Here is a 26,139-nt window from a genome sequence, read left to right as displayed (position 1 = left end):
GTCATGAATGCTGACAGTAACCTTTCCGATGCCCCGGCGAGCTCGGCGTTGTCATATTTATATTTGAAAGCTTCAATCTCGCTCTTCCCCTGTTTATCAGCTTCGAGTCCCGTATTATACATCATGGACAGCTCATTACTGTAATCCCCGTCATTATAGATCGCCCGGTAGAAATCGATAGCGATGATCCCTTGGGCATATTGTTGGGAGGCCATGAGGGAGGAGATATAGGAACGGAAATCCTGCCGGGTCTCGATATCCTTTTTGACTTTTTCGAGTTCTTTTGCCCCCATTTTCCCGGCGGCGATCAGACGATCCTCTTCCCTGCGTGTAGCCTTATAAGCATTCTCCAGCATCTTAGAAAATTGTGCCGTATCCACTTTTGGGGTATTTACGACCGTGTTATTGTCACCCGTCGTCGTGGATTGGCCACCAGATGATCCGGATGATTGTGGGGCGACTTTTTGGGCACCAGCCAAGAGCTCCTTACTACGGCGCTCCTTCTCATATTTCTCTATTTCCTTATCCATTTTTAATATCTCGGACTTGGCCTCCATCGAAGCGCGGACACGGTTACGGATATTCTCGCTGATACCCCCGTCGAAATCAAAATCCTTCAAGGCGAGGGCCTTTTCATTGGCAGCCAGGAAATTCCCGCTCCTCAAATCATCCCGGATCGTCTCCATGATCTTCAAATACTGGTCCACCGAGGTTTTATCCTTCTCGGCGGTATTCGCATAGGTCTCAAAGAGGGTCAGGGGCAAATTGCGCGCTGTCGGACTCGTCGCGATGGTGGGCATAGTGGCCGCACGGATTTGCTCGATCCCGAGATTCATATTCGTACCGATCAATCCATTGATCGCCTCGACATTTTTTGGGTTTCCCAAGATCACATCCATGGAGCTGGATGACTGGTTGACATTTGTGAGCACCTGACCGGCCGCATCAAGGACTTTCCGAGATTGTGTATCGAGGCCCGTCCCAGTAGCCGCTGGAGGCGCAGTCTGTGCGAGGCATGAGGATACCCCCATGCATAATACGGCGAGGAGGCAGATGGACTGCTTAGGGTTTTTGAATGTCTTCCACATAGATCACTCCTCCGTCCTTGATAATAAATTTCACCTCGAGCAATTGCCCTTTTTCCAAATTCACCTTATCGAGCTTGGCCGGAACGACTACCGCGAGCGGTTTTTGATTCACCTGCTCCTTAAAAACCAATAACCGGCCTGTTTCCGCGCTGAACCCGAGCTGGCTTTCCACACGCATCTGGGCCTTGTAACGATTCCCCGCAAGACTCGCGGGATTCTCGAGGAATGCATTCACTGAGAAATCCGTATAATTAACCGCAGCCGTCGTCGCAGCCGCACCCGCTGCCTGACGTTTCACGAGGAGATATCCCCCGACTCCGAGCCCGACGAGGACTAGAATCACTAATCCCACAATCAGCCCACCGGATCGCCGGGTACGCTGTTTTTTTAAATCATCCAAGCTCAGGCGAGTCGTCTGATCCGCGGGTTTCTTTTCGGTGGAGGTCTTTGGATCAGCAGGAGCTTTCGTCTTTTCAGCTTTTATATTCTCTTCCGGTTTGGATGATTCATCCTTGTCAGAGGTGGATACAGCTTCTTGGGGCTTTTGATCAGCTTCCGGGGAAACTTTCTCGCTGGCGCGTTCTATATGGGAAAATTTAACGTTAAGCTTCATAGCAGTGATTTATTCTGTTTAACAAAGAAATAGCTTGCCACCAAGCAAATAAAACAATGCCCGCCGAGGACCGCCATCGCTGTCAGTGGTTGGGCCAAAGCGGTGTGAGTATTCTCGACAATCACATCGTACACACGAGAATCCATCATGGTCCTGATATACCCGCTCCAGGCCCAGTAAGCATTAATCAGCGGACGCGCAAAAAGCAGGAGCCACTCGGGCAGCGCCAGCACCGCCCCGGATAAGGGTAACTGCAAACCCACGAGGTAAATGGAGACCAGTGAGGCTTGTTCAGTCGTCCGGAAAAGTGCCGAGAAAAGCAAACACGTCAGGCTCATCGCAAATGTCGAAAGCAAAAGGATCATGTACTGGTCTATGAATGGGCCCGGGAACTGGCAGAAATATTTCACCAGCCCGTGCATCGCGAGGGCTTGGAGGGCGCTGAGGATAAAGACAAAAAATACTTTCGACATCAGGTAGGCCAAAGATGACAAGCCCCCCAGCCTCTCCTTCTCGAATATATCCCGCTCCCGGACGATCTCCCGCGCCCCGTTATTTGACCCCATCAAGGTCAGGAGCACGACCTGGAACATGATCAGCCCCGATGCCAGCGTGGCGGTGCCGATGGCTTTGGTCATGAATTCCGAACGCTGGATGACTTCCTCCACAAAATTCTGCGTAGGGGCCAAGCTCATACTCTGCACCTCGGGTAACCCGTTTAATGCAAATACAACCACGAGGAACGGAAAACCCAGCATCAGGATCATCTGTAACGTGACTTGTGTCGGGTTACGGAAAAAGAGATGCCATTGCCGCCGCGTGAGCGTCATGAATTGGGCAATTTGCGCGGGTAAATGGGTGAAAGTCATTTGTTTGCCGTCACTCGTTTCTCGCGAGAAATCATAACGCGGCAGGTCTCCGGCCCCGATGTCGTTTAATTTCCCGTACAGCCGCCCCGGTACATCAATCTCGAAATCCGCGAGTAAACTCGTCGGGGATCCGTGATAAACAAGCTGCCCGGCATTGAGAATAATGACCGAATCACAGAGGTCGATATGATCGAGGTTATGCGTCACACAGATGACTGTCTTACCCTGCTCATGCGCGAGCTGCGCAAAAAGTCGCATAAAATTCTCCTCCGACTGGGCATCGAGTCCGCTCGTGACCTCGTCAAAAATCAATACCTGCGGGTCCCGGAGTAATTCAATCGCCAGTGAAAGCCTTCTTTTCTGGCCGCCGGAGAGATTTTCCACACGCACATGCGCATGGGCCATGAGATCCACTAATCCCAGAACCTTCAATATCCTCTCTTCCCTTTGCTGCCTTGAGAAATTTGGCGGCAACCTTAATGAAGCACTATATTCGAGGGCTTCCAAGACGCTTAACCCGTCATGGGCGACACTGAATTGCGGGACATAACCGATTTCCGAGACAAAAAATGAGAGGTTATCGAGTAGGTCATGCCCGTCCAAAAGGATTTTGCCCTCGCGCACTTTCCTGATCCCCAGCAACGTTTTGATCAGCGTACTCTTGCCGCAACCACTCGGCCCCACCACCACGGAAAAATGGCCCAAGGGTAATTCAAATGAGATCGATCGGAGCAAATACTTCAGTTCCGTGGGTTGGCTATGGTCTTTGACCGCGACCGAGACGTTTTCCAATCTAAACATAATTATTCCTAACCTCTTTAACGGAACCCCCTCCCCCTGACCAGAGCAATTTGTTCCAGAGCTTGAATCCCGACGCATTCGGAGCAATTTGCTGGAAAAATATCTCAAAACTCAGTCCTGCCCCTATCCCCCATCACACCTCGCTCTCTATGCATGAGTGTGAATAGATAATTTCCAGGCTCTGGAGGGCTTGGTACTTTTTTCCTAAGAACGTAAGACCGGGCTAAGGAGGTAGGCCATTCCCAAAAGAAACAAGAGAGGCATCATCCAGCGGGCCGCTTTATTGAGTCTATGTTTACAAGCCTTATCTTTACGGTGCCAGGCATTCTCGATCACGCTCACGGCCACGCCAAAGGCAATACACAGATAGCTCAAGGTAAAAACACGATCCAGCACTGTCGTGTAGGAAATGCTCGGGAGATTCGCCGTCACGGCAAACTGAAAGGCAATTCCGGCCAGCAAACAGGTCAGACTAATGGATATTCGATCTCCCACCGCATCGGAAGGGATGAAAAATACACTCCACGAAATGCTCAAGATTAATAGGAGTGGCAACATGACCTGCCAGATATAGTGATCGAAATTCCGCTTCACATGGAGCGTGGCCTCGAGCTCCGAGTAATGCTCATTGCCCGCTTGTAAATTTAATAAATTCTCGACGGCCCTCACAGTGACCCCATCGAACTGGAGATCATCATAGGAGGCGTCCTGAGAGACGCCGATTTTCCTCTTGTCCGGCACAAAAATAACAACGTCCTTCTCAAAAAGGAATGATTGTATCCGCACAGGGAGATCCTGACGATCAAAGGGGAAAGTATGGAAGTTAAATTTCCCACGGAATTCCGCCGTCAGTCCCAGCTGATAGTTCACCGTCCCATCCGGCTGAATGGAGATGTAGCGATTGGTAATGTCCGGCTGACTGGCATTCACAAACTCTAGGTGTGGCCACCATATTTCCTTGAGCTTCTCCTCAGCCGCCGCCTCGATATAAACTGCGGGGATAGCAGCCTCTCCGTTCTTGAGTTTGGAGGCCAGGCGCGTGTCTTTCCAGCAGATATTCAGGTAGATATCAGCAGTAAAAGTCTGCGCTTTCTCATCGACTGAGACCAGATTTAAAAAATAGACTCCTCCCTCGATTTTCACGGGGAGTCCCCCGGGAGGAGGAGTATTTACGAGATTGGCGGAGCCATTTGCCAAAGTGCCGTCCGCACCAAATACCACCCCACCAAGGCAAAGCCCGAGTAGAAATAACACAAACCCCTGAAATGGATTTCTTTTCATAACCCCCCTATAAAATGAATTCTTTCAAACACTACCAGCTTTTTCTCTTTCCAAGGGAATAGGGCGAATTGCCTCATAAGTTATGACACCGGAACAAAGGAGTCATGAAAATGAGTCGGAGCATACAAATCGAGCAGTTACCCCTGTACCGGGAACAGTATGCGGGGCGAGGACGGGAAGGTAAAGGGAAGTTATTGGATGAGTTATGCGGCGAATTGCCTCATAAGTTATGACACCGAGAAGGGGAAAGGTAGGAGCTTACAACTCCCTCCCCCTCCGCAACCAGAGCAATTTGCACCACAAAGGGCACGGAGTTTGCAGATGAGAGATGGCCTGAAATGTTTCCGGGGAGTGCGCGTGTCCCGAGTGTTGCAGGCATGCGTCCACCCGTCGTTTTTGATCAAATGCCCCGGAAGGCGTTCGGGGCCTGAATGGTTCCATCGGGCGGGGACGCCCTCGGATGCACACGGGGCGCATGCGCTCCCCGATCCTCGGCAAGTGAGGGTTTCTCAGTACAAGGTCGCAAAGTTTTTTCTCTTATTTTTCTGTAGGGCGAGCGGCCCTGCTTGCCACGGGCCTGAGTTTTGCATGCGCGTCCGACATTCGGTAACGTCGATCTAATGAATGGGGTAGAAAAAAACTGGAGCCAGATGTCGGATTTGAACCGACGACCGACGGTTTACAAAACCGTTGCTCTACCCCTGAGCTAATCTGGCGGAAGTGAGGTGACGCACTATGAAGAATCCGGAATAAATTTCAAGCGAGATTCTTAACTTTTCTCATTGAATCACCTCTTAAGCTCATGCAATGTCTCTGGGTATGAGATTTTTCCCTTTATTCATAATGGTTTTAAGCATCCTTACACCGGTGTACGGACAATCAAAACTGACCTTAACCCGCCCGGAATACATCCAGATCGGCCAACGTATCTGGCAAAATGAATGCGCTGGCACGGTCAACGGGCTGACATCGTGGAATTCCGGGGAGGAATTCATGTCCCTGGGTATCGGACACTTTATCTGGTACCCGAAAGGCAAGGAATATGCCTTTGCGGAAAGTTTCCCGCCCTTTGTGAAATTTGCCGCGTCAAAGGGGTGCAAATTGCCCGCGGCCCTTCTCGGGGCCCATCCGGATTGCCCGTGGAATACGAAAGCGGAATTCCAAAAAGCCTTTAATAGCCCGACGATGACCTCTATCAGGACTTTTTTAAAGGATACCGTTAGCCTCCAAGCGGAATTCATCGCCCAGCGCCTCGAGGCATCCCTGCCGAAAATGCAGGCGATCATTGCGGGAGATCAACGCGCCAGTATTGAAAAAAGATTCTACCTCGTCGCTGGGACACCGGGGGGGATGTACGCCCTGATGGATTATGTTAATTTCAAGGGGGAAGGAATCAAGGAAACCGAACGTTACAAAGGCCAAGGATGGGGACTCCTCCAGGTACTCCAAGGGATGAAGCCCGTAGGCACCCCGGAGGCGGCCCTTGCGGAATTCCGTAGTTCCGCCGCCTTTGTACTGCGCCAGAGGATAAAAAACAGCCCTCCCGCCCGGGGTGAAAACCGCTGGGAAGCCGGGTGGATGAACCGGGTCGACACCTACCGGAATTAACTTAGAACCTTTGAATTTTTCGACTTGTTAAAATAAAGAAACCCGCTAGGTTACACCCCATGAAACATTTAAAAGTTGCTTTATTCGCGATTACCCTTTCCTCGTTCATTGCTGGTTGCTCCAGTTCCGGAGACAAGGACACAGCGACTTACCACAGCACTGGGACAGCCGGGGCGGCTGACCAATCCCTTCCTGCCGATGCCTCCACCGCACCTGTACAACAACAGCAAGTCGCTGAAATATACTCTGGAGACAAAAAAAGCGGCCAAGAAACCACTACAACGACTACAACGACTACCACACAGGAAGCCCCTGCTGACACCGGAAATTACAAGACGATCGATTACACCGTCACAGAAGGTGACTCCCTCTGGAAAATCGCCCGTAAGAACAATACGAATGTGACACGGATCAAAGAAGCCAATGGCTTCACCTCTGACAATATCCGTCCCGGACAGACAATCAAAGTCCCTGTCCCCCAATAAAAACACGCTTTTAGCTTTAACAGGCGAACACACCTTGGTGCCGAAAAGCTCCAAGGTGTTTTTTTATGCACAGCGATTTTCACGGCATTATCATCAGGAAATATCCGCTGACGGAGTCGAGCCTGATTATCCATTGGATGACCCTCGAGCACGGACGCATCAAAACCGTCGCCAAGGGCGCACGAAAAACCAAAAACCAATTCTCAGGCAAACTCGATCTCCTGAACTCCGGCACGCTCTCCATCCGCCACTCGCGACACTCCGACCTCCATTCCCTCTCCTCCTTCGATCTCAGCCATCGTCCTGAGCAAATCGCCTCGGAGGTAGAGAGGCTGGAATTCATCTCCTACGCGATCGAACTCCTCGAGATCGTCTCCGAAATCGAAATCCCCCACCCCGAGCTTTACCACTGGTTCGACACACTCTTAAGCTGGCTCGACCAGAAAAGCCCTGATGCGATTATCCTTTCCCAGCTCGAACTCTCCCTCCTCAAAGGCCTCGGCCTCCATCCCGAGCCCGATCTGGATATTTTAGGTGAGCACCTGAGCAAATTGCTCGGGGAATGGATGAATGGAGGCAAATTGCGCCGTTCAGAAGTCACTCCCGCACAAATACGGGTCTTGAATCAATGGACCGAATCCCTGATCCGGCAAGAGCTCCACAAAATCCCGCATTCCAGGCCGGAGTAAGTACCGTTTCTCCATTCGCGGAACCCGCCTGGAAAATAATGGATCGTTTTTAAAAAAAAGCCCCCCCCCAGGACTTACCCGGCGACTTCTTCAGCGACTTGTTTTTTGACGGGGGCCTCGACCCATTTCTGATGTTCCTTAATAAGGTCTATCAGGAGTTGGACAGATTCATCCTCGGGGATATTAAATTTCACGGCGGTTTTACCCACGTAGAGATTGATTTTCCCGGGAGCCCCGCCGACATAACCGAAATCCGCATCAGCCATTTCACCAGGGCCATTAACGATACACCCCATCACCGCGATTTTGACACCCTTGAGGTGGCTGGTCGCTGATTTAATGCGGGCGGTGGTTGTCTGGAGGTTAAACAGTGTACGTCCGCAAGACGGACAAGCCACATAATCGGTTTTCACCGACCGGCAACCGGCGGCCTGGAGGATATTATAAGAAATCCGAGTCCTCTCCAGTGCATCGAGGGAACCCCCGAAACGCACTGAATCACCAAAACCGTCACAAAGCAGGCTTCCAAATACCGTGGAGGTATCAAGCAAAGGATTCTCCGAGGTGTCCCCGTCAAAGATTAATTGAATCGGGTATGGATAACCTTTTTCCTGTAACCATGCTGCCATGATCCGGTGGGCAGGAATGGGGGCAAAATCCCTTACCCCATTAACCGCTACTGAGACCAGGTGAAAAACTTCCTTTTGAGCAATTTGCAGGAATTCCTCCGCCTGAGTTATTTGCCCGTCCCCGATTTCGATCTGGAGGACTTTATTACTGGCATGGGCTTGCGAGATCAGTTTTCTGAATTCATCCTGAGACCAATTTTTTGAAGCTTGGAAATTCACCTTATCCACATGGGCCAGCGCATCAAAAGCAAATTGTTTCTGGTCACCGACACTCACCGACAGCGGCACTTTCGACTGGGCACGGATCGTCTTTAATCCCTCGATATCGGCAGCGGAAGAAATCTTCAGATTAATGATCTCTGCAAAGGCGAGTTCATCAGCCCGCAGGCGGGAGAATTGGGCCAAGACTCCGTTCAGATCAGAGGCCGATTCAGGAATCTCGACCTCGACACGGACGGTTTGTTCCCCTCCGATAGGCATATTCCCCGCGACAATTTGCTGGGTAGCCCGGCGTTGATAAGAATAAGGATCACGCGACTCGGTGATATTCAGTACGGGCAAGGGTTCCTTGCTGGCAGGAGACTCCAGTCGGTCATTATATTTTTTTATCAGGTCCAGGGCGACGGGAATTTCATAAACCGCATCTTCCGTGAGGGAAACCCGGATCGTGTCGCCGATGCCGTCATCCAAGAGGGATCCAATCCCGATCGCGCTCTTGATACGTCCGTCTTCCCCGTCCCCGGCCTCCGTCACTCCGAGGTGCAGCGGGTAATTCCAATCCGGGCCTTGCTCATCCAGGATCCTGACCAGTAGACGGTAAGCCTCGATCATCACCTTGGGATTCGAGGATTTCATCGAGAAATTAAAATTGTGGAACCCGTATTTCCTCGAAATCCGGGCGAATTCCAACGCACTCTCGACCATGCCGCGCGGGGTGTCGCCGAACCGGTTCATGATCCGATCCGAGAGCGAACCGTGATTTGTCCCGATCCGGATGGCGCGTTTAAGCTCGATACATTTCAGGACGAGGGGTTTGTAAGCCTCCTCGATGCGGTCGAGTTCCCGTTGGTATTCCTCATCGGTATATTCCATGACTGCAAATTTCTTTTTATCAGCGTAGTTACCCGGATTTACCCGGATCGCCTCGACCCATTTGACGGCTTCCATGGCCGCATCGGGTTTAAAATGAATGTCAGCGACGATCGGCACGAGACAACCCTGGTCGCGGAGGATTTTGACAATATTTTCAAGATTTGCCGCATCTTTGACTGTAGGGGCCGTGATCCTGACGATTTCACAACCGGCTTTCACCAAGTCGAGACATTGTCCGACCGAGGCTTTGGTATCCATCGTATCACTGGTGATCATCGACTGGACGACTATCGGGTGGTGCGCCCCCATAAAGACTCCCCCTTGTCCGGGAGTGCCGACTACGACTTCACGGGTTTTACGGCGATTGTAAACAAATGGATTTTGGCAATAACTCATAATCATTTTTTAGGATTGAGGTGTTGTATTGTTATAGTATTCAGGGGCGTTAAATTCGATCACCCTTTTTTCCTCTTCTTTCACAAGCTCTTCCTGTTGTTGTCGCCGGGCGAGGCGTTTCACATCAAAGAATGTGACATAAACAAAAAGCCCTAATAACATGACGACAAAGACTGTCTGAATGGCACTGAGGATTTTAATATTGATCGCGCGGCCCCTGATTTTCTCAATGATCGCTAACACGATATGTCCCCCGTCAAGAACGGGCAAGGGAAAGAGGTTAAAAATCGCTAAGCTGGTATTAAAAAGGACACTGAACCAAATCGCCAAGCGGATATCGTATTTCACCATCTGTGAGTAAGCATCAAAAATGCCGACCGCACTGCTCAGATGACTAGGATCGATCCCTCCGCCGGGCGTAAAGAGTGCGACCAAAATCCTTTTTGTCTGGTAGATAATATCCGAGATTTGCTGAACGGGTGTCGGGTAATCCACATAAGCCTCTGATTTGAACTCGATGGTGCCGAGCAAAACCTGTTCTGTCCCTTTGGCTTTCCTCGGAATAACCATGGCATCGATTGTTTGTGTCCCGCGCTTAACCACAATCGGGATGGACTGGTCGACTTTCGCCCGGGTAAGGTCTACGAAGGATATATAATTCTCGATAGGTTTACCGTCCAGGGAAACGATCTGATCCCCAGGTTTTAACCCTGCGACTGCAAAGGGGGAATTCTTGATCAGTTTACCAACGACAAAAGTCATTGCGGGTGATATCCCGATGCGGCGTAAACGGTCCTCATTTTCACGGGATGGAGTGACAGGAATGGTTTTGACCATACCGTCACGCTCGATCGTGACATTAACGTCTTTTCCCGTGCCCAGGACGATATTGAGCATGACCTGTCTCCATTTACGGACTTTTAGACCATCGATAGCGATAATTTTGTCCCCTTCCTGCAAACCCGCTTTCGCCGCGGGCATGGACGGGTCCACATAACCAATCGTCGTGATGAAATCGCTTTTGTCAGCTGGCACCCCCACATTCCAGACAATCAGGGACAGTCCCACAGCCAGCAGGAAGCTGAAAAGCGGACCGGCAAATGCGACGATGATTTTGTCCACGGGAGTAATCGGGGGCAGCTCATCCCGTTTACTCTCCGTCTCTCCTTCGATAGCCTCCATCGGAGCCATTTGCGGCAAGGCCACATAACCGCCGAGAGGAATCGAACAGATCGCGTAGTCGATGCCATTACGCCGCCAAGTCACCAAGGGCGGGCCAAATCCGATGGAGAAACGCTCGACTTTCAGCCCCCGCCAGCGGGCGGCAAGCATGTGCCCCCATTCATGGACCCCCACGGCCAATGAAAAGAAAAAGATAATGGCAAAAACGATATATAGATAGGTTAAAATGTCTGACACAGTTTCTCCGCTTCGGCCCGCGCCCAAGAGTCCGCTTCACTGACGGTTTCCAGATCGTCAGCATGCCGGACCCCGTGACGGGCCATACATTGTTCCACACAGTCCCAGATACGGGTGTACCCGATCCGGCGGTTTAAAAAGTAATCCACAGCCACTTCATTCGCGGCATTAAATACGGCAGGCAAGGTCCCACCCGTATGACCAGCCTCACGAGCCAAGCGCAAGGAGATGAATGTCTCAATGTCAGGCTCCTCAAAAGTCAGAGCTTTCATTTTCGACAGGTCGAGGTGGTGCATGGAGTTCGGCACCCGATCCGGATACACGACCGCATACTGGATCGGGTAACACATATCATTAATACTCATCTGGGCGATGACCGATCCGTCATTGTACTCGACCATCGAGTGGACAATACTCTGGGGGTGAATGATCACATCGACCTGCTCGATGGGCAGGCCAAAGAGCCAACGCGCTTCGATCATTTCCAGGCCCTTATTAAACATCGTCGAGGAATCAATCGTGATTTTTTTGCCCATATTCCATGTGGGATGCTTTAAAGCTTGCTCCACAGTCACGTCATGGAGATCATCCCGTTTTTTACCGCGGAATGGGCCACCGGAAGCCGTCAGGACCAGGCGTTTAATACTCTCGACAGGTTTACCGTCGAGGCATTGCCAGATCGCACTGTGCTCACTATCCACGGGCAAGACTTTCACCCCGTACTTTTTAGCCTCGCGCATCACGATCTCCCCAGCGATGACGAGGATCTCTTTGCTGGCCACGGCAATATCTTTACCGGCACGGATCGCCGCCAGCGCGGGCTTTAATCCCGCAGTGCCCACGATCGCGATCAAAACCATGTCTGCTTCGGGGAATTTCGAAATCTCCTCCAGGCCGTCCAACCCGTCGAGGACGGGTGTATTTGATCCGGGTAATGCCTCACGCACTGTCCTGGCTGCATCAGGATCGGTCAAGGCTACGATCCGGGGATTAAACTCCGCGATCTGCTGGAGAATGACATCCGTGCTACGGTTAGCAGCGATCCCCACGACCTCCATGCGGTCCGGTAAATCACGCGCGACCTTGAGGGCACTTGTTCCGATGGATCCAGTCGAACCCAGTATGATCACTTTTCTTTTCATGATGTAAAAAATCTCAGGTAGAAATATAAAACGGGTCCGGTGAAGAGCAAGCTATCAATCAAATCCAGTATCCCCCCGATTCCCGGGATAATATTGCCCGAATCCTTGATATGCGCCCCGCGTTTAAGGTAAGACTCAGCCAAGTCCCCGATGACCGAAGCGACGGCCAGTACAAAACCTAATCCAATGGCCTCGGCCGGTGAAATCAGCAGGAGCTTTGTCCCATGGAAAAAATGCGCAAACAAAAAGCTCGCCAGTACAGAAGTGAGGATCCCCCCGACCAAACCTTCCCACGTTTTTTTGGGGCTAATCCGAGGGCTCATCTTGTGTTTACCAAAAGCCATTCCTGTCAGTAATGCCCCAGTGTCACAGAGTTTAGTCACGATCAGGAGATACAAGAGGTAAAATCCCCCGGTAGCCGTCAAAGCAATTTGCGGGATACCAAATACAATCAGCACCATGAATTGCGACAACCAGGGCACATAGATGAATCCCGAGAGGGTTCCCCCGACTGTCTCCAGAGGGGAACGTTCACCCGCACACCACATGGACGCACAAAGCACCCAGAGGCATAAGGCGGTAAAAATCCCGGACGACCACGCCCAAGCGGCGACTTCGCCATGGCTCTGGTGAAGGTAAATGATGCCGGTGATCAGGAGGACCGTGGCGATCACGGCACTGCCATAAGCCAAGCGGGCCCCTTCACGCTTTAAGAAATGGTAATACTCAAGTAACCCCACGACGGCGATGAAATTAAACAAAAGGTAATAGCCCGGCAGCCAATTCGTCAGGATCACCCCGAAAACGGCCCCCCATAAGCAAATGGTACTGATTATCCTCCCTTTCATTCGCTCACCTCCCCGAAACGCCGCTGGCGGCTCTCATAATCATCGATCGCGAGCTTAAATTCCTTTTCCCCGAAATCCGGGAAAAGGGTTTTGGTCACGTATATCTCCGTGTAAGAAAGCTGCCAGAGCAGGAAATTACTCAGCCTCATCTCGCCACTGGTACGGATCAATAAATCCGGGTCGGGATAATAACGGGTATAAAGATGCTGGGAAAGGACCACCTCATCAATTTGCGCCGGGTCGATCAAACCCTCTTTGACCTCTCGGATCAGGGACTTGACCGCGTCGATAATCTCTGCCCGCCCGCTGTAGCTCAAAGCGAATATCAAGGTAATCCCCGTATTTTTTGCGGTGGCCTGGATCGCGAGGTGCAGCTCCTGCTGCACGGACTTTGGCAGGTCTGAGAGGCGGCCAATGGCCTGGAGCCGGATATTATTTTTAATCATCCTCTGGGTTTCTTTTTTGAGAAAGTCCTCGAGAAGCCCCATCAAGGCATTCACCTCCATTTTGGGACGTTTCCAGTTTTCCGTCGAAAAAGCGTAGAGGGTGACATATTTGATCCCCATATTCCCGGCTGTTTCCACAATCGTCCGGACAGACTCGGCCCCTTTCCTGTGCCCGGCGACACGGGGCAGCCCCCGTTGTTTAGCCCAACGGCCGTTGCCGTCCATAATCACGGCGACATGTTGTGGAATTTTTTTACCTTTCATGGGATTAAATGAATATCGACTGGTCCCGGGCGGGACCGACAGAAACAATCTTTAGCTTTGCTTCCACTAGGCCGGCCACGGCATCCAGATAATCCCTCGTTTCCTTGGGCAGATCGGTCCATTTACGGGCTTTGGAAATGTCTTTTTTCCAGCCTTTAAATATTTTGTAGACGGGTTTACACAAAGCAAATTGTCCCAAGTCATTTGGGATGACTTTGACGGTTTTTCCACCGAGTTTATATGAGGTACAGAGCTTAATCTCATCGAGCTGGTCCAGACCGTCCAAACAAGTCACGGCGAGGGAATCAATCCCGTTAATCATCCCCGCATATCCGGCGACTACCCCGTCAAACCAACCACAACGGCGGGCACGGCCTGTGGTGGACCCATACTCCCGCCCCATCGAGTGGAGCATATCCGTAATGACTTTATCCTCGGTGGGGAAAGGGCCTTCACCCACCCGAGTCGTGTAAGCTTTCACCACACCCATGACGTGGTCGATCCGGTTCGGGGGGAATCCGCTTCCGGTGCAAGCCCCGCCTGCCGTGGTATTCGATGAGGTGACATAAGGATAAGTGCCGAAATCAATATCGAGGAATGTGCCTTGCGCCCCCTCAAAAAGGATTTCTTTCTTTTTCTTAAATTCATCATGCAAATAAACGGCCGTATTGGTCACAAAAGGTTTCAGGTAATTACCCACCTCCAAATACGCCTTGATCGTCCCGGCATTTTTACCGGGTTTGGCCCCGAGAGACTTTAGCACCAAATTACTTTCTTTGGTCTTCTCGAGTAATTTCGCCTTAAAAACCTCCGGCTGGATCAGGTCGATCATGCGGATACCACACCGGTTAGCCTTGTCAGAATATGTCGGGCCGATGCCGCGTTTGGTGGTGCCGATTTTTTTCTTTCCCTTGAGATCTTCACGTAACCCGTCGATTTCACGGTGATAAGGCAGGACGACGTGGGCATTCTCACTGATCTTCAGGTTTTGGGGGGAGATTTTGATCCCCTTGGCGATTTGCTCTTTCATCTCGGCGACTAAGCCTACTGGGTCAATGACGACACCATTACCGATCACACACACTTTTTTCCTCCTCAAAATCCCGCTCGGCAAAAGGTGGAGCACGTATTTTACCCCGTCCACGACCACAGTATGTCCGGCGTTACTTCCCCCTTGGCTCCTGACCACAATGTCCGCTTTCTCGGTGATGACATCAATAATTTTCCCTTTACCTTCATCACCCCATTGAGCCCCGATCAAAATTGTATTCGCCATATAGATAGATTCTTTCCAATTAGACTTCACATTTCACCGGCATTTTTCCGGAAAAACACTAAAAAACCCCAATCAAGCAGATTTTTCACTCTTCAGCTAAAAAACTGCAAATCGGGGTCACTACAAAAACTAGATAGAATTACTCTCTCCCGCTAAAGCTGTCAAATGCTTAAAGAGCCATGATGGCCTTTACAAATACCACCCCATCAAGCACCTAGTCCCCGCGAAAATCATCCCTCATGCTTTTCAGATGCCGGTGAGGGAGTTTCAACAGAAACGGCCACTAATGGATCCGGAATCAGAAAGGGTTTGCCCGTATTCGCATCAAAAACCTTATCCCCCGGCATACGATGATCCACCTCGACAGCAAAATCACTGTGCGGCGACTGAACCCGGCCATCACCGGTAAATGTGCCTGCGAGCAATTTGCCCTCACTGGAAACAATGCTCTCAGGAGTCCTGATTAAATCGCTTTTAAGAGTGTCAACGTGATCCTGCGTCTGTTCGGCCAGGTTTTTAATCTCATTGTCAAATTCAGACTTTGCTTTCTGGAACTCCCTGACAGCCTTGCCCAAGCCCTTGGCAAATTCTGGAATTTTACTCGACCCGAAAAGCAGGAGGAAAACTACAAAAATAACCACCCATTCCGTGCCTCCGGGAAGAAAACCTAAATAGAAGAACAAATCCATCATTCACTTTAAACTACCCAAACACCCCAGAGTTTCAATGTCCTTTTTAGGCGATCACTTTTAAACTTTTGACCCACCGCAGCAATTTGCTCAGGGGAACGCATCGGCCGGAGGGAACTCTGGAAGGATAACTCGTGTCAGTAAAAAAAGTCTTCTGCAAATTCTCCCAGAAAAAAACCACGTTCTTTTGGGATGAATTTTTTGCGCTATAAAATTAAATAAAAATACGTAAAAAGAGGGTTATTTTCCTCTTTAAAAACCTTTGCCTCGCGTTGATTTTCAAGCATAGTGGGTGCGCATGATCCGATTGTGGTTTTTGACATTCATTTTTTTACCCTGCCTACTCACGGCACAAACCCCTTTGGAGAAAGCCGTCGTCATGCCCTTAAAGGATGTGCGCCCGGGAATGCGCGGCAAAATCTACACGGTTTTCCAAGGTAGCAATATCGAGTCATTTAATGCTGAGGTCGTCGGCGTCCTCGATAATTTCATCGGGCCGGGAGTCGATTTAATCCTGTGCAAATTACCCGATGCCAAAACATGGAATAGTGGGGCAGTGGCCGGGATGAGTGGTAGCCCGATGTATATCGATGGCAAACTCGTCGGGGCCCTCGGTTACGGCTTACAGATTTTTGAAACGGAACGATACTGCGGGATCACCCCGATCCAGCCGATGCTTGATGTCTTTAAATTTGACACTCCCGCGACAAATGCCTGGAACCGCACGACTCATGTCCTACTTGCCGACGGGAAATCCGCCGATTTCTCGGGGCTCCAGCGTTTATCGATCCCCCTGTCCGTCGGTGGAGTCCCCTCTCCCGTGATCGAACTCTATGCGCCCCTCTTTAAAAAATACGGGCTTTCAGCCGCACAAGCCAGCACGGGCGGGGGCAGTGTGGAAAAAAGAATCGAAGCCCCATTCATCCCCGGCGCCGCCGTCTCCGGCGTCCTCGTCCGTGGCGACATGAGCATATCAGGAACCGGGACATTAACCTACCGCGACGGGAACCGTGTCTTAGCATTCGGCCATCCCTTCTTTGAGATGGGTGCAGTCGAGATGCCCATGGCCCAAGCGGAGATCGTGAGCATATTGCCTAGCCTCATGCGTTCTTTCAAAGTCGCCAACCTCCGACAAAATATCGGCACGATTACCCAAGACCGCCTCACTGCCATTGGAGGAATCATCGGGCCTTCACCGGAAACCATTCCTGTCTCCATTACCACGATAGACCCGAAATACGGTAAAAAAACTTATCAATATGAGGTCACCCAGATTGAGGAAATCACACCCATGCTTTTATCGCTGGTGCTCGCCTCGTCAGCGACACGGGTAATGGATTATTCGAAACAATTTACCATCCGCATGAAAGGCAAAGCGGTTTTCGAAGGTAAACCGCCTCTCGACTTTAAAGATACTTACAGCGGTGAGGAGTCGGAAAGGCTCATGATGATCATGGATGCCAGCTTTAAACTCTCAGCCCTTTTAACGAATCCTTTTGAAAAACCTCGGTTGCAATCCCTGGAAATGGAGTGGGACTCCCTCCCCGTAAAAAAAGTTTCCTCACTGGAAGGGATATCGGTGAGTAAACGCTCCGTCCGTCCTGGGGAAACGATCGAACTCTCCTACACCATACGCCCGTGGAGGAGTGAACCCCTCACTAAAAAAATATCCGTCAAAATCCCCGAGGAAATCAAGGCGGGGGAACTGGTACTCCAGCTTTGTGATGCCGCCACTATTAACAACCAATCACCGGTCATTTCCCTGTTATTCATGATGATGGGCGATGAGAGCACATCCACGAGCGAAAAGATCGAGCGAGGACTGCATCCTACGCGCCTCTTTGCCAAGGGGGAAAACCCGGTCAATACTAAACAACTCATCGATCTTTTTAATAAACAAGTCCCCCAAGACGCCTATTACCTCAGGCTGATACAGAATGCCCCCGGCATCGTCGTCGAAGACAAGACCAGTGAAAACCTGCCAGCATCCATTATCTCCCTTTACCAAGATACAAAAATCAACCAACCCGTGGCCTTCATCGACCAAGTCGAGTTATCCCGCCAAGCCCTGCCCCAAGATGGCGTTGCACTCGGGACAAAATCCGTTAAACTCCAAGTGATTAACCGCTGATGAAAGCCTTTACCCCCATAAAAAAATCGTTCCTACTCATCAGTCTTCTCCTGATTTTCCCCCTGCGAGCAGTAGAAACCCAAAAAGTCTCGGATGAAAAATATGTGGATTTCGCCGGTGGAAAAGCCGAAGGCGTGACACTCACCAGCGAAGGCACCATCATCCTCTCCCCTGCCTTGAAGAAAATCACCGACATCACCTCTGCCTACCTCTGGGATGCCGCTTTTGATCAACAGGGCAACCTCTTTATCTCCACTGGCGACAAAGCCAAAGTCTGGAAAGTCTCGACAAATGGAGAAACCAAAGAATTCTTCACCAGCGATGATACGAATATCTTCGCCCTTGCGATTAATAACAAGGGGGAGGTTTTTATCGCCACTTCGCCCGATGGCAAAGTGCTCCGGCTCGACAAGGATGGAAAATCATCGGTTTATTTCGAGCCGAAAGAAAAAAACGTATTTGCGATGATTTTCGACCAGGACGACAATCTTTACGTGGCTACGGGGGATAAAGGCATCATCTATAAAGTCACCGGGGAAAACCAATCCTCGGTCTTCTTCGACAGTGATGAACCAAACATTGTCTCCCTCGCGTGGGACAATGATAAAAACCTGCTCGCCGGCACGCAAGGAACCGGTCTCCTTTACCGGATTCATCCCGGTGATAAAAGCAGTTATGTGCTCCTGTCTTCGAACCAGAAAGAGGTAAAGCGGATCGGGGTCACACCCGATGGGGGCATTTTCGCCCTTGTTCTGGATGGGACTGGTGCTAATACCCCTACGACACACAAAAGCCCTGATCTAAATACTGTGGCAAATATCATGAATCTCCAAAATACCGCTGCACCGGCCACACCAGCCCCCCAGCCTATCCCTGCCCCACTTGACTCGACGACTGCTCCGGGCCAAGTCGAAAATGGTGAACCCGGAAAAGGGGGCAGTACCGTGCTGCACTATCTGGCCCCCGATGGGCAATTCCAAAAGGTATGGTCCTCGAAATTCACCGGACACAGCCTGATTATCCGGGACTCGAAAGCCTTGGTCGGGACCGGGGACGATGGTTACCTTTTTGAAATTGACTCACAGGGGAAAGCTAATCTCGTCCAGAAACTCCCCTCAAATCAAATTACGAAATTAGCAGGCAAAGATGACGGGACTGTTTATTTGATCGGCAGTAATACAGGCGGGGTCTGGAGTCTCCTGAAAGAAAAATCTGCCGAAGGCATTTTTGAGTCCGAGGTTTTTAATTCAAATTTCTTTGTGCGCTGGGGTAATCTCCAAGTCGAGGCAGCCACACCCGATGGCTCTGAAATCACCATTTACTCCCGTTCAGGTAATACCCCCACCTCCGACAAATCATGGTCTGAGTGGAAACCCGTCAGTGACGGAAAAATCCAAAGTCCGGCCTCACAATACTTCCAATACAAGCTCGTCCTGAAAGGCAAAACCTCACCAATCATCAATATTGTCTCGTTTTTTTACCGCCCTGCGAATTTACCCCCCGTCATTTCAAATATTGAGATTCTCGCCAGTAGTTATTTCCCTTTCCCTATCCAGGTGAATGCCCCCGGCATGACCCCGGCCATGATTGCCGCCCAAATCTCGGCTATGCAAATGGCCATCAATACACCCCCGCCTTCCCCTACGGATATCGGCGCTCAAAATGCGATGATGCAAATGCCCAAATCCCTCGGTGCCCCTACCCGCGGCCTCCACTTTGCCCTTTGGAATGCCGCCGATCCTAACCAGGACAATTTGCTCTACAAAGTGTCTTATAAAATGGAAGGGGACAATTCCTGGCACCCCTTGGAAGAACAGCTCGATGCCCCCATTTTTATGTGGGATACCACTGGCTGGCCTGACGGGAATTATTTTATTAAAGTCGATGCCGATGACAGCCTGTCAAATCTCCCGGGCGAAATACAATCAACCGACGACACGAGCCGCCGTTTCCAGATCGATAATACCCCCCCTGTCATGACCAACGTCAAAATCTCAGGCAAACAGGCACAATTCACCGTCACTGATAACCTCAGCACCATCAAATCCGTCACGGCCTCCACCGATGGCCTCCATTATTTCCCCGTCGCACCGACCCAAGGCATCCTCGACAATAAAGAAAAATCCTTCATTTACACCGCCCCCGACCTCGTCGACCGTGTCTTTATCCGTATGGAAGATGCCGACAGTAATATCGGCGCCGGAAAAATAGATTTTAAATAATGGATCTTTTCTGAACCTACTTTTCCTCTTGATCAAACGGAACCCCTTATGAATAACATCCTCACCAATATTAATGAAGTCCCTGCTTTCAAGACCAAGGATGGCTCGGAAATCCGGGAGCTACTGGCGTACAGGAATTCCTCGGTCAAAAATCAGAGTCTAGCGGAGGCCCGCCTGGAGCCCGGTCAATCCACGCAGGAACATTATCATATCAAGACCGAGGAGATTTATTATATTACCGATGGCCACGGCCTGATGAGGCTTGCGGGGGAAGAGTTCACGGTTAAACCCGGTGACTCGATCGCGATTGTCCCCGGCCAAAAACATAAGATCACCAATACCGGGGCCACCCTCCTAAAGCTCCTGTGCATGTGCGCGCCCTGTTACGAACACGATGATACCGTCATCACAGAAGGACCTTGACCCACACACTCCAGAGAGACAAGAGGGGTCACTTGGGCGTGTAAATAACTTTCACGGACTTCTTTGTCACGGTATCCTCAATGGTGACGGAAGTTTCTTGGACATCAATGACGCGCAGGCGATAGTCTTTACCTTGGTAATTAAAGTCAAATTCCTCCCCTTTATCGACGATGATTTTTTTATTCATTGTCACCGTAGCTTCATTATTAGCCGGGTCGAGCAGGATCGAGTCCACCATAAAAGCTGATGCCGGAATAAAAGATTCCTCGGGGGCGGATGGCGCATTTTGCGTGACAGGAATCGTACTCCCACTGGGCGCGGGTATAACCGAAGCCCCAGGCGCGGAAGCCTGCGGTGCCTCAGCAGGAGTCAGGGATGCTCCCTGCCAGACACGGTCATCTGCGGTGATGGAGGGGGCAAAAAGATTCCGGTATTCCATCGGGATATAGAGCCTGCGGGTCGGATCAATATCCGTATAAACCTTGTCAAAGGTGAGTTCCGGAGGGAGACCGACAGCACTTTGTCCCCGGGCGATCATGGACCCATCTTTGAAATATTTCGCCTGGACAAGCTGACTGAATGAGACGGTTTGTCCTGGGGCAAGCCCATTCTCAATGGCATTTTGTTCAGCTGCCGCCTCGATCATTTTGATGTCGTTGACAAATGAAACCGCCCTTGTCCTCATATCAGAACGCTTCAGCCCGCTCACATCACCCGCCGGTGCCGCTGCTGTGCCAGGAGTCACGGCGGATTTTTTCGGCATGGGCTTGGATGAACTCAAGGGATTCATCTCCTTGATTTTATCCAAATTTGGGATAATGGCCCCGGCAGCAAAAATAACCACGATCCCATAGGCCTGATTGCCAAGCGAGGAAATCTTCACCCCGTAAATCCCTTGGGGATCGGCGACTTCCGTAGAGATTGAATTCGACAAATACTGGGCAATGGCTTTTGTCTCGGGGATTTTTTTCAGGTTGAGCCCGCTTTCCTGATCGGGAGGAATAAAGGCCCCGGCCAATGCGGCATAGGTCCTGATCATCTCATAGATGCGGGTGAATAAATCTTTTGAATTCACATATCCCATCGTATATCCCCCTTTGGGCACTTTGGCCAATGCCTCCGAGTAAGCGGGTAACTTTTCAATCGTATCACCCGTTGACTTTGTGCGGCTGACCGCCAAGTCCAGTGCCTCGGTGGAATTCGCCACGACGAGATACTGATCGGACACGGAAATCGTCGGGGAAAGCAGGGCAAAGGTGCCCCCAATGGGGATCGAATAAACGACCATCCCTGTCGCATTGGTCGATGTCTGGACGGCTAATTCCTTCCCGCCAAACTCTTGTAACATTCCCACGAGTTTGTCCACTGTCCCGCGCAATTTGCCTGCATCCTTGGTTTGTTGCGCAAGGAATATACGCGGGCTGGCTTGGTCCCCGGGCCAATCCACGATAAAGGCACTCTCATCACCAAATGCACCAAAAAAATCATCCCGGAGATTAATCCCCCGAGAGGCAAACATGGACTCTAGATTTGAAACAGTTTGCTGGCTCATGGGATCTCCCTTGTAAGCCTGTTTCATCATAAAATCATACATCCCTACCATACTGCCACTGCGTCCTGCCAGATACAACTGCGTCGCCGGGCTAGTCAGGGGCAGGGTCTTGTAATCTAATACCCCCGGAGTCCTCATATACTCAGGCCTCTGCGCCTGCGGCATAATATAATAACTCTCTTCCTGTAACATCCCATCCGTCCGGATGGATGTCGTGGCGATGATTCCCTTATAGGCCTGCACCTGCTCTAGAGTGGATTTCCCGCTGGGCATAAGTCCCAAAAAGGGTTTGGCAATATTTACGATACTTTCGATATTCACAAAAGCTAGGGAAGCATAATCCTTAGAGACTTTCCCCATGGCAAATTTAAAATTCTCCGATTCCGACAAGCTCCCATCGGCCTTGCCCGAGGTATGGCGTTCAATCATCTCCTCAAGTATTTTAGTATCAGATCCCACACTGTAAACGACCATTGTCCCAAAGGTAGCCTTTGCGATCACCATATTCTGGGCATTTTTCACAGTAATGATTTTGGTCCCTTTAACCTTCTTTTCCTCGCCGAGGGAAAATCCTTTTAACTCGGTTTTGAGCGCGGTCTCGAATTCCTTTTGTTTGCCCGAGGCATTCATATAGTCATACGCGAGGATTAAAGTCATTTGTGGGGGCGAGATTTTCAGCTCAGGAATCGCAAAGATAGCCTGCTTTTGGATGACGTCCGGGAGGTATTTGCCCAAGAGCTCGACCATACGTGAGACCTGGTCCATCTGGGGGCCACCGGCCGCACCCGGCAGAGGTGTCTGGGCTTTACGGATCGAGTCCAGTACCTTATTCGGTATTACGCCGTCGGAGGTTTTCATCATCGGCCCGACAAATGCCTGTACCCCGGGATCATTCCATATTTTGTAATAAGCCGTCTTCTTGAAGTCTTCTTTAAGTTTACTGACATCTTTAAGCTCCAGATAGAGCACCGTGTCCGCCGGAAGGGTATTCACCAAGATCATTGGTTTGGACGAACGCAGAAAAAACCACCAATAAACCCCCCCCGCCGTTAACGCCATGAGTAACAGGAGAGCTGAAATGCCTAGAACTTTTTTCATAAATATTCCTTACCTTTATCAGTTAAATTTTCACCTTGAATGTCTCGCCGGATTTGACCGAACGACAGAATTCCGCACAAAGAACCGAAATCGCCTCCAGATCTCCGAGATCAATCATCTCCACAGGTGTATGCATATAACGGTTCGGCAAACCGATACATGCCGTCGGTACTCCGCCACGCGAGAGGAATATCCCGTCGGCATCCGTCCCGCTCCAGCGGGGATCGATCCCCTTTTGGTAATCGATCTTGGCCTTGGCTGCCGAGATTTTCAGGCGTTCCACCACCACGGGGTGATTCGCACTGCCCACACTCAGGATCGGGCCTTTGCCCAGTCGGACATCCCCATGCTTTGTTTTTGTGCAAGGCGGAATGTCTGTAGCATGTCCCACATCGATGACCAAGGCGGCGTCGGGTTTAATACTGTACCCGACCATTTGCGCGCCATAGAGTCCGTTTTCTTCTTGAACCGTACTCACCGCCACCACGCACACGTCACATTTTTTTGATTCTTTGAGCAGGCGCAATGTCTCTGCGGCGGCAAAAGTGCCGATCCGGTTATCACAAGCCCGCGCGACGACGGTATTCCCGCGCAGCACCTCGAAAGCATCGACATACGTCACCGGGTCTCCGACAGAAACAAGTTTCTCGGCTTCCTTCCGGTCCCTGACTCCGATATCGATGAATATCTCCTCGATCTTCGGAGCTTTGGCATCAGCACTCTTGTCTTGGAGATGGATCGCGAGGGCTCCGGTCACACCCGTTACCGCCCCTTTTGCCCCGTGGATAAAAACCCTCTGCCCTCGTGCCAGCGAGACATCGATCCCGCCAATGGCTTGTACGTAGATAAAACCTTCGTCATTGATATAATTAATCATGAACCCGATTTCATCGGCGTGGCCGGCGACCATGATCTTAGTTTTGCCCTTAGGATTCAAGACCGCTATGGCGTTGCCGTAAGCATCCGTCGAGGTTTCATCCGCAAATTGCGCGGCATAATCCAGCCACACTCTCTGGCCCTTAGCTTCAAACCCCGAAGGACTAGGGGTATTAATCAGTTTCTCAAGAAATTGGAGGGAAGTTTTATTCACGCCTGACAAATTACCTAAGCCCCCCGCGAAAATCACGCTAAAATTTCACCCCCCCTGATTCACCACAAGCTAACTCCTCAGTTTTGCCCATTGGAGGGAATGCGTGTTCTGGATTTGGATAAAACTTGCTAGATGAAAGATTGCGGCTTGATCGGAAATTTGTTTAATTATGACCCTGTGAAAGATAAAAAGCGGATTATCGTTATGGGGTTCATGGCCAGCTGCCCTATCGCAGGGGTCGTCTGGCAGCACATGCATTACTTGATCGGGGCCAAACGCCTCGGACACGAGGTCTATTATATCGAAGACTCGGCTAGGATCCCGTATAACCCGAGCACTTTCGAGGTTACTGAAGATTATAGTTACGCAGCGAAAACCCTCGCCGGACTTTTTGAAAGATACGATTTAGGCAAAGAAAACTGGGGTTACTGCGCCCGTTACCTCCCCGATCAACCGACGGCAGGCCTGAGTTTTGAGCGGATCAAGGAGCTTTACCGCTCCGCTGACGCGATTTTTAATGTGTGCGGTTCACAGGAATTCAACGACGAGCTCCTCGCCTCGGAAAGGCTCCTTTACATCGAAAGTGACCCCGCTGTCGAACAAATCAAACTCGCCAAAGACAATCAAAACACCCGCGAATACCTCTCCCGCCACCATGCCCTCTTCAGTTTCGGGGAGAATCTTAACCAACCCGATTGCGGGGTTCCCCACACTGACTTTAAATGGTTCCCCACCCGCCAACCCGTCGTGACCGACCTGTGGGAAATGCCCACGGGCAAGACCTTCGATCCAGCATCAGCCGTTTATACGACCATAGCAAATTGGTCCACTGGAGGCAAAAAAGATATCGAATGGAATGGGGAAACCTATCTCTGGAGTAAAAACCCTGAATTCCATAAGTTCCACGAAGCCCCCGCCATTTGTGGTGAACCTTTCGAGCTGGCCACAGACATGAAAGAGGCTGGCGAACGTGAGAAATTCCTGACCCAAGGTTGGCGGTTTACCTTGCCCCACAAAATGAGCGAGGATTTCTGGGCTTATCAGGACTATATCCGGGCCTCTAAAGGTGAATTCACCGTCGCCAAGGACCAATACACCCGCCTGAATACCGGCTGGTTCAGTGACCGTAGTGCCTGTTACCTAGCCGCCGGGAAACCGGTCATCACCCAGCAAACGGGATTCAGCAAATTTATCCCGGTCGGGGAAGGATTATTCGCCTTCCAAAGCTTAGACGACATCAAGGAAGCCGCGGCCAAAATAAATAGTGATTATGATTTCCATTGCCGGAAAGCCAAAGAAATAGCCAAGGAATACTTCGAAGCCGAAAAAATCGTAGCGGATATCCTCAACAAAGCCGGGATATAACTTTTTCCTTGCATAGTAAAACTGAAATTTTATCTAGCCGACTGTCACAGCGTTTGCTATTTCAAGTTGCTTTACCGACATGAGCAAGCAGGACATTTACCTTATCGACCAGATCAAAGTGCGCAATAAGCTCTCTCTACAGGCTTTTTGCGACAAACACGGCGGCGTCCTTTATTCGTACCTCTTCTCCTTGCTTGAGAAGGAGTCATTAACTGCTGATGTCTACGAAAATACGATCGTGGACATCTGGGAAAAAGCTTCCCGATATGACCAAAAGACGGTGACCCCCCTTCAATGGACTTTCGATTTGGGCTTCGAAAATGCCTTGCATAAGAAACGGGACGATAACGCCGGATTCTCCTTTAAAACGTCCGCCGCCCCGAAATTCCCGAATGATGACCAAGCCAAAAAAGATTTCCCTCCCAAACCCGTTTCCCCTGCCCTGTGGCACAAGATCGAGGGGAGATTGGTCACTGTCCCCCGATTTGACACGATGACAGCGGTCAAAATGCCGACAGGGACGATCCCCTCATCGTTCCTAAACAAAGACAAACCTGTCACGCTACCTTTTATTACCCCGGCACCGGCACCAGTGCCTACTCCCATCGCCGCAAAAACAACCC

The 26,139-nt window shown here is 50.7% G+C and carries 21 protein-coding genes, 1 tRNA gene and 1 pseudogene; 9 read left to right on the top strand and 14 right to left on the bottom strand.

Going from position 1 to position 26,139, the window contains the following annotated elements; translation table 11 throughout:
- The 4 genes from SGI98_05390 to SGI98_05375 all read right to left on the bottom strand — a co-directional run.
- Nucleotides 1-1,088 (bottom strand): hypothetical protein (locus SGI98_05390; GenBank protein ID MDZ4742837.1); only part of this gene is annotated, 1,088 nt, incomplete at its 3' end.
- Nucleotides 1,063-1,701 (bottom strand): hypothetical protein, encoded by a 639-nt coding sequence (locus tag SGI98_05385; protein ID MDZ4742836.1) that lies wholly within the window; start codon nucleotides 1,699-1,701, stop codon nucleotides 1,063-1,065. The genes SGI98_05385 and SGI98_05390, both read right to left, overlap by 26 nt.
- Nucleotides 1,698-3,371 carry an ATP-binding cassette domain-containing protein gene (locus tag SGI98_05380; GenBank protein MDZ4742835.1) on the bottom strand — a complete coding sequence of 558 codons (1,674 nt, stop codon included), beginning with the start codon at nucleotides 3,369-3,371 and terminating at the stop codon, nucleotides 1,698-1,700. Before SGI98_05380 ends, SGI98_05385 begins: the two co-directional genes overlap by 4 nt.
- Nucleotides 3,372-3,575: 204 nt before the next feature.
- Complete coding sequence (locus tag SGI98_05375) at nucleotides 3,576-4,652, bottom strand: hypothetical protein (GenBank protein MDZ4742834.1); 1,077 nt, start codon at nucleotides 4,650-4,652, stop codon at nucleotides 3,576-3,578.
- A 110-nt stretch (nucleotides 4,653-4,762) separates the two neighbouring features.
- On the opposite strand from SGI98_05375, the gene SGI98_05370 reads away from it, so the two are divergent.
- Entirely contained in the window at nucleotides 4,763-4,885 is a 123-nt protein-coding gene (locus tag SGI98_05370; protein MDZ4742833.1) for a hypothetical protein, read from the top strand.
- Between the two features lie 408 nt (nucleotides 4,886-5,293).
- On the opposite strand, the gene SGI98_05365 is transcribed toward SGI98_05370, so the two are convergent.
- Nucleotides 5,294-5,368 (bottom strand) — tRNA-Thr (locus SGI98_05365).
- 127 nt (nucleotides 5,369-5,495) lie between these two features.
- Between SGI98_05365 and SGI98_05360 the strand changes: the two genes are divergently transcribed.
- From SGI98_05360 to recO, 3 genes are all read left to right on the top strand, one after another.
- Nucleotides 5,496-6,260: a hypothetical protein gene (locus tag SGI98_05360; GenBank protein MDZ4742832.1), complete on the top strand. Its 765-nt coding sequence runs from the start codon at nucleotides 5,496-5,498 to the stop codon at nucleotides 6,258-6,260.
- Nucleotides 6,261-6,319: 59 nt separating this feature from the next.
- Nucleotides 6,320-6,745: a LysM peptidoglycan-binding domain-containing protein gene (locus tag SGI98_05355; GenBank protein MDZ4742831.1), complete on the top strand. Its 426-nt coding sequence runs from the start codon at nucleotides 6,320-6,322 to the stop codon at nucleotides 6,743-6,745.
- 65 nt (nucleotides 6,746-6,810) lie between these two features.
- Entirely contained in the window at nucleotides 6,811-7,434 is a 624-nt protein-coding gene (gene recO / locus SGI98_05350; protein MDZ4742830.1) for a DNA repair protein RecO, read from the top strand.
- A 74-nt stretch (nucleotides 7,435-7,508) separates the two neighbouring features.
- Here recO and ispG read toward each other — a convergent pair whose 3' ends face one another.
- The 7 genes and pseudogenes from ispG to SGI98_05315 all read right to left on the bottom strand — a co-directional run bounded on the left by ispG (nucleotide 7,509) and on the right by SGI98_05315 (nucleotide 15,638).
- The gene (gene ispG / locus SGI98_05345; GenBank protein ID MDZ4742829.1) at nucleotides 7,509-9,557 is read right to left on the bottom strand and encodes a (E)-4-hydroxy-3-methylbut-2-enyl-diphosphate synthase; all 2,049 of its coding nucleotides are present in this window, start codon (nucleotides 9,555-9,557) and stop codon (nucleotides 7,509-7,511) included.
- A 3-nt stretch (nucleotides 9,558-9,560) separates the two neighbouring features.
- Complete coding sequence (locus SGI98_05340) at nucleotides 9,561-10,970, bottom strand: site-2 protease family protein (GenBank protein MDZ4742828.1); 1,410 nt, start codon at nucleotides 10,968-10,970, stop codon at nucleotides 9,561-9,563.
- Complete coding sequence (locus tag SGI98_05335) at nucleotides 10,955-12,112, bottom strand: 1-deoxy-D-xylulose-5-phosphate reductoisomerase (protein ID MDZ4742827.1); 1,158 nt, start codon at nucleotides 12,110-12,112, stop codon at nucleotides 10,955-10,957. The genes SGI98_05340 and SGI98_05335 overlap by 16 nt, the downstream gene beginning before the upstream one ends.
- A complete protein-coding gene (locus tag SGI98_05330; protein MDZ4742826.1) occupies nucleotides 12,109-12,960 on the bottom strand; it encodes a CDP-archaeol synthase in 852 nt (283 codons plus the stop codon). Before SGI98_05330 ends, SGI98_05335 begins: the two co-directional genes overlap by 4 nt.
- Nucleotides 12,957-13,670, bottom strand: coding sequence for an isoprenyl transferase (locus SGI98_05325; protein MDZ4742825.1), 714 nt, complete (start codon nucleotides 13,668-13,670; stop codon nucleotides 12,957-12,959). The genes SGI98_05330 and SGI98_05325 overlap by 4 nt, the downstream gene beginning before the upstream one ends.
- A gap of 4 nt (nucleotides 13,671-13,674) precedes the next feature.
- Entirely contained in the window at nucleotides 13,675-14,946 is a 1,272-nt protein-coding gene (locus SGI98_05320; protein MDZ4742824.1) for an adenylosuccinate synthase, read from the bottom strand.
- Nucleotides 14,947-15,464: 518 nt separating this feature from the next.
- Nucleotides 15,465-15,638: pseudogene (locus tag SGI98_05315) on the bottom strand (twin-arginine translocase TatA/TatE family subunit).
- Between the two features lie 295 nt (nucleotides 15,639-15,933).
- On the opposite strand from SGI98_05315, the gene SGI98_05310 reads away from it, so the two are divergent.
- From SGI98_05310 to SGI98_05300, 3 genes are read left to right on the top strand one after another with little or no spacing between them, the layout of a single operon-like run.
- Complete coding sequence (locus tag SGI98_05310; GenBank protein ID MDZ4742823.1) at nucleotides 15,934-17,766, top strand: hypothetical protein; 1,833 nt, start codon at nucleotides 15,934-15,936, stop codon at nucleotides 17,764-17,766.
- Entirely contained in the window at nucleotides 17,766-19,988 is a 2,223-nt protein-coding gene (locus tag SGI98_05305) for a hypothetical protein (GenBank protein MDZ4742822.1), read from the top strand. The genes SGI98_05310 and SGI98_05305 overlap by 1 nt, the downstream gene beginning before the upstream one ends.
- A gap of 48 nt (nucleotides 19,989-20,036) precedes the next feature.
- Nucleotides 20,037-20,411, top strand: a complete 375-nt coding sequence (locus SGI98_05300) for a cupin domain-containing protein (GenBank protein MDZ4742821.1) — start codon at nucleotides 20,037-20,039, stop codon at nucleotides 20,409-20,411.
- Between the two features lie 28 nt (nucleotides 20,412-20,439).
- Here the strand turns inward: SGI98_05300 and SGI98_05295 are convergent, their stop codons facing one another.
- On the bottom strand, nucleotides 20,440-23,061 hold the full coding sequence (locus SGI98_05295; GenBank protein MDZ4742820.1) for a DUF3352 domain-containing protein: 2,622 nt from the start codon (nucleotides 23,059-23,061) through the stop codon (nucleotides 20,440-20,442).
- Nucleotides 23,062-23,083: 22 nt separating this feature from the next.
- Nucleotides 23,084-24,151: a M42 family metallopeptidase gene (locus tag SGI98_05290; protein ID MDZ4742819.1), complete on the bottom strand. Its 1,068-nt coding sequence runs from the start codon at nucleotides 24,149-24,151 to the stop codon at nucleotides 23,084-23,086.
- A gap of 177 nt (nucleotides 24,152-24,328) precedes the next feature.
- Between SGI98_05290 and SGI98_05285 the strand changes: the two genes are divergently transcribed.
- Together SGI98_05285 and SGI98_05280 are read left to right on the top strand one after the other, a co-directional pair.
- Nucleotides 24,329-25,516 carry a hypothetical protein gene (locus tag SGI98_05285; protein ID MDZ4742818.1) on the top strand — a complete coding sequence of 396 codons (1,188 nt, stop codon included), beginning with the start codon at nucleotides 24,329-24,331 and terminating at the stop codon, nucleotides 25,514-25,516.
- 79 nt (nucleotides 25,517-25,595) lie between these two features.
- On the top strand, nucleotides 25,596-26,139 hold a 544-nt coding region (locus SGI98_05280), incomplete at its 3' end, for a hypothetical protein (GenBank protein ID MDZ4742817.1).

The sequence above is a fragment of the Verrucomicrobiota bacterium genome (assembly GCA_034440155.1).
GTDB lineage: Bacteria > Verrucomicrobiota > Verrucomicrobiia > JAWXBN01 > JAWXBN01 > JAWXBN01.
Note: the sequence above shows the minus strand (reverse complement) of the source record. Positions and strands in the feature narration are given on the sequence as shown.

What these genes read in the sequence shown, in the direction of transcription:
- SGI98_05385 (MDZ4742836.1), bottom strand. Translation starts at nt 1,701, where the DNA reads ATGAAGCTTAACGTTAAATTTTCCCATATAGAACGCGCCAGCGAGAAA.
- SGI98_05380 (MDZ4742835.1), bottom strand. Translation starts at nt 3,371, where the DNA reads ATGTTTAGATTGGAAAACGTCTCGGTCGCGGTCAAAGACCATAGCCAA.
- SGI98_05375 (MDZ4742834.1), bottom strand. Translation starts at nt 4,652, where the DNA reads ATGAAAAGAAATCCATTTCAGGGGTTTGTGTTATTTCTACTCGGGCTT.
- SGI98_05370 (MDZ4742833.1), top strand. Translation starts at nt 4,763, where the DNA reads ATGAGTCGGAGCATACAAATCGAGCAGTTACCCCTGTACCGGGAACAG.
- SGI98_05360 (MDZ4742832.1), top strand. Translation starts at nt 5,496, where the DNA reads ATGGTTTTAAGCATCCTTACACCGGTGTACGGACAATCAAAACTGACC.
- SGI98_05355 (MDZ4742831.1), top strand. Translation starts at nt 6,320, where the DNA reads ATGAAACATTTAAAAGTTGCTTTATTCGCGATTACCCTTTCCTCGTTC.
- recO (MDZ4742830.1), top strand. Translation starts at nt 6,811, where the DNA reads ATGCACAGCGATTTTCACGGCATTATCATCAGGAAATATCCGCTGACG.
- ispG (MDZ4742829.1), bottom strand. Translation starts at nt 9,557, where the DNA reads ATGATTATGAGTTATTGCCAAAATCCATTTGTTTACAATCGCCGTAAA.
- SGI98_05335 (MDZ4742827.1), bottom strand. Translation starts at nt 12,112, where the DNA reads ATGAAAAGAAAAGTGATCATACTGGGTTCGACTGGATCCATCGGAACA.
- SGI98_05330 (MDZ4742826.1), bottom strand. Translation starts at nt 12,960, where the DNA reads ATGAAAGGGAGGATAATCAGTACCATTTGCTTATGGGGGGCCGTTTTC.
- SGI98_05325 (MDZ4742825.1), bottom strand. Translation starts at nt 13,670, where the DNA reads ATGAAAGGTAAAAAAATTCCACAACATGTCGCCGTGATTATGGACGGC.
- SGI98_05320 (MDZ4742824.1), bottom strand. Translation starts at nt 14,946, where the DNA reads ATGGCGAATACAATTTTGATCGGGGCTCAATGGGGTGATGAAGGTAAA.
- SGI98_05310 (MDZ4742823.1), top strand. Translation starts at nt 15,934, where the DNA reads ATGATCCGATTGTGGTTTTTGACATTCATTTTTTTACCCTGCCTACTC.
- SGI98_05305 (MDZ4742822.1), top strand. Translation starts at nt 17,766, where the DNA reads ATGAAAGCCTTTACCCCCATAAAAAAATCGTTCCTACTCATCAGTCTT.
- SGI98_05300 (MDZ4742821.1), top strand. Translation starts at nt 20,037, where the DNA reads ATGAATAACATCCTCACCAATATTAATGAAGTCCCTGCTTTCAAGACC.
- SGI98_05295 (MDZ4742820.1), bottom strand. Translation starts at nt 23,061, where the DNA reads ATGAAAAAAGTTCTAGGCATTTCAGCTCTCCTGTTACTCATGGCGTTA.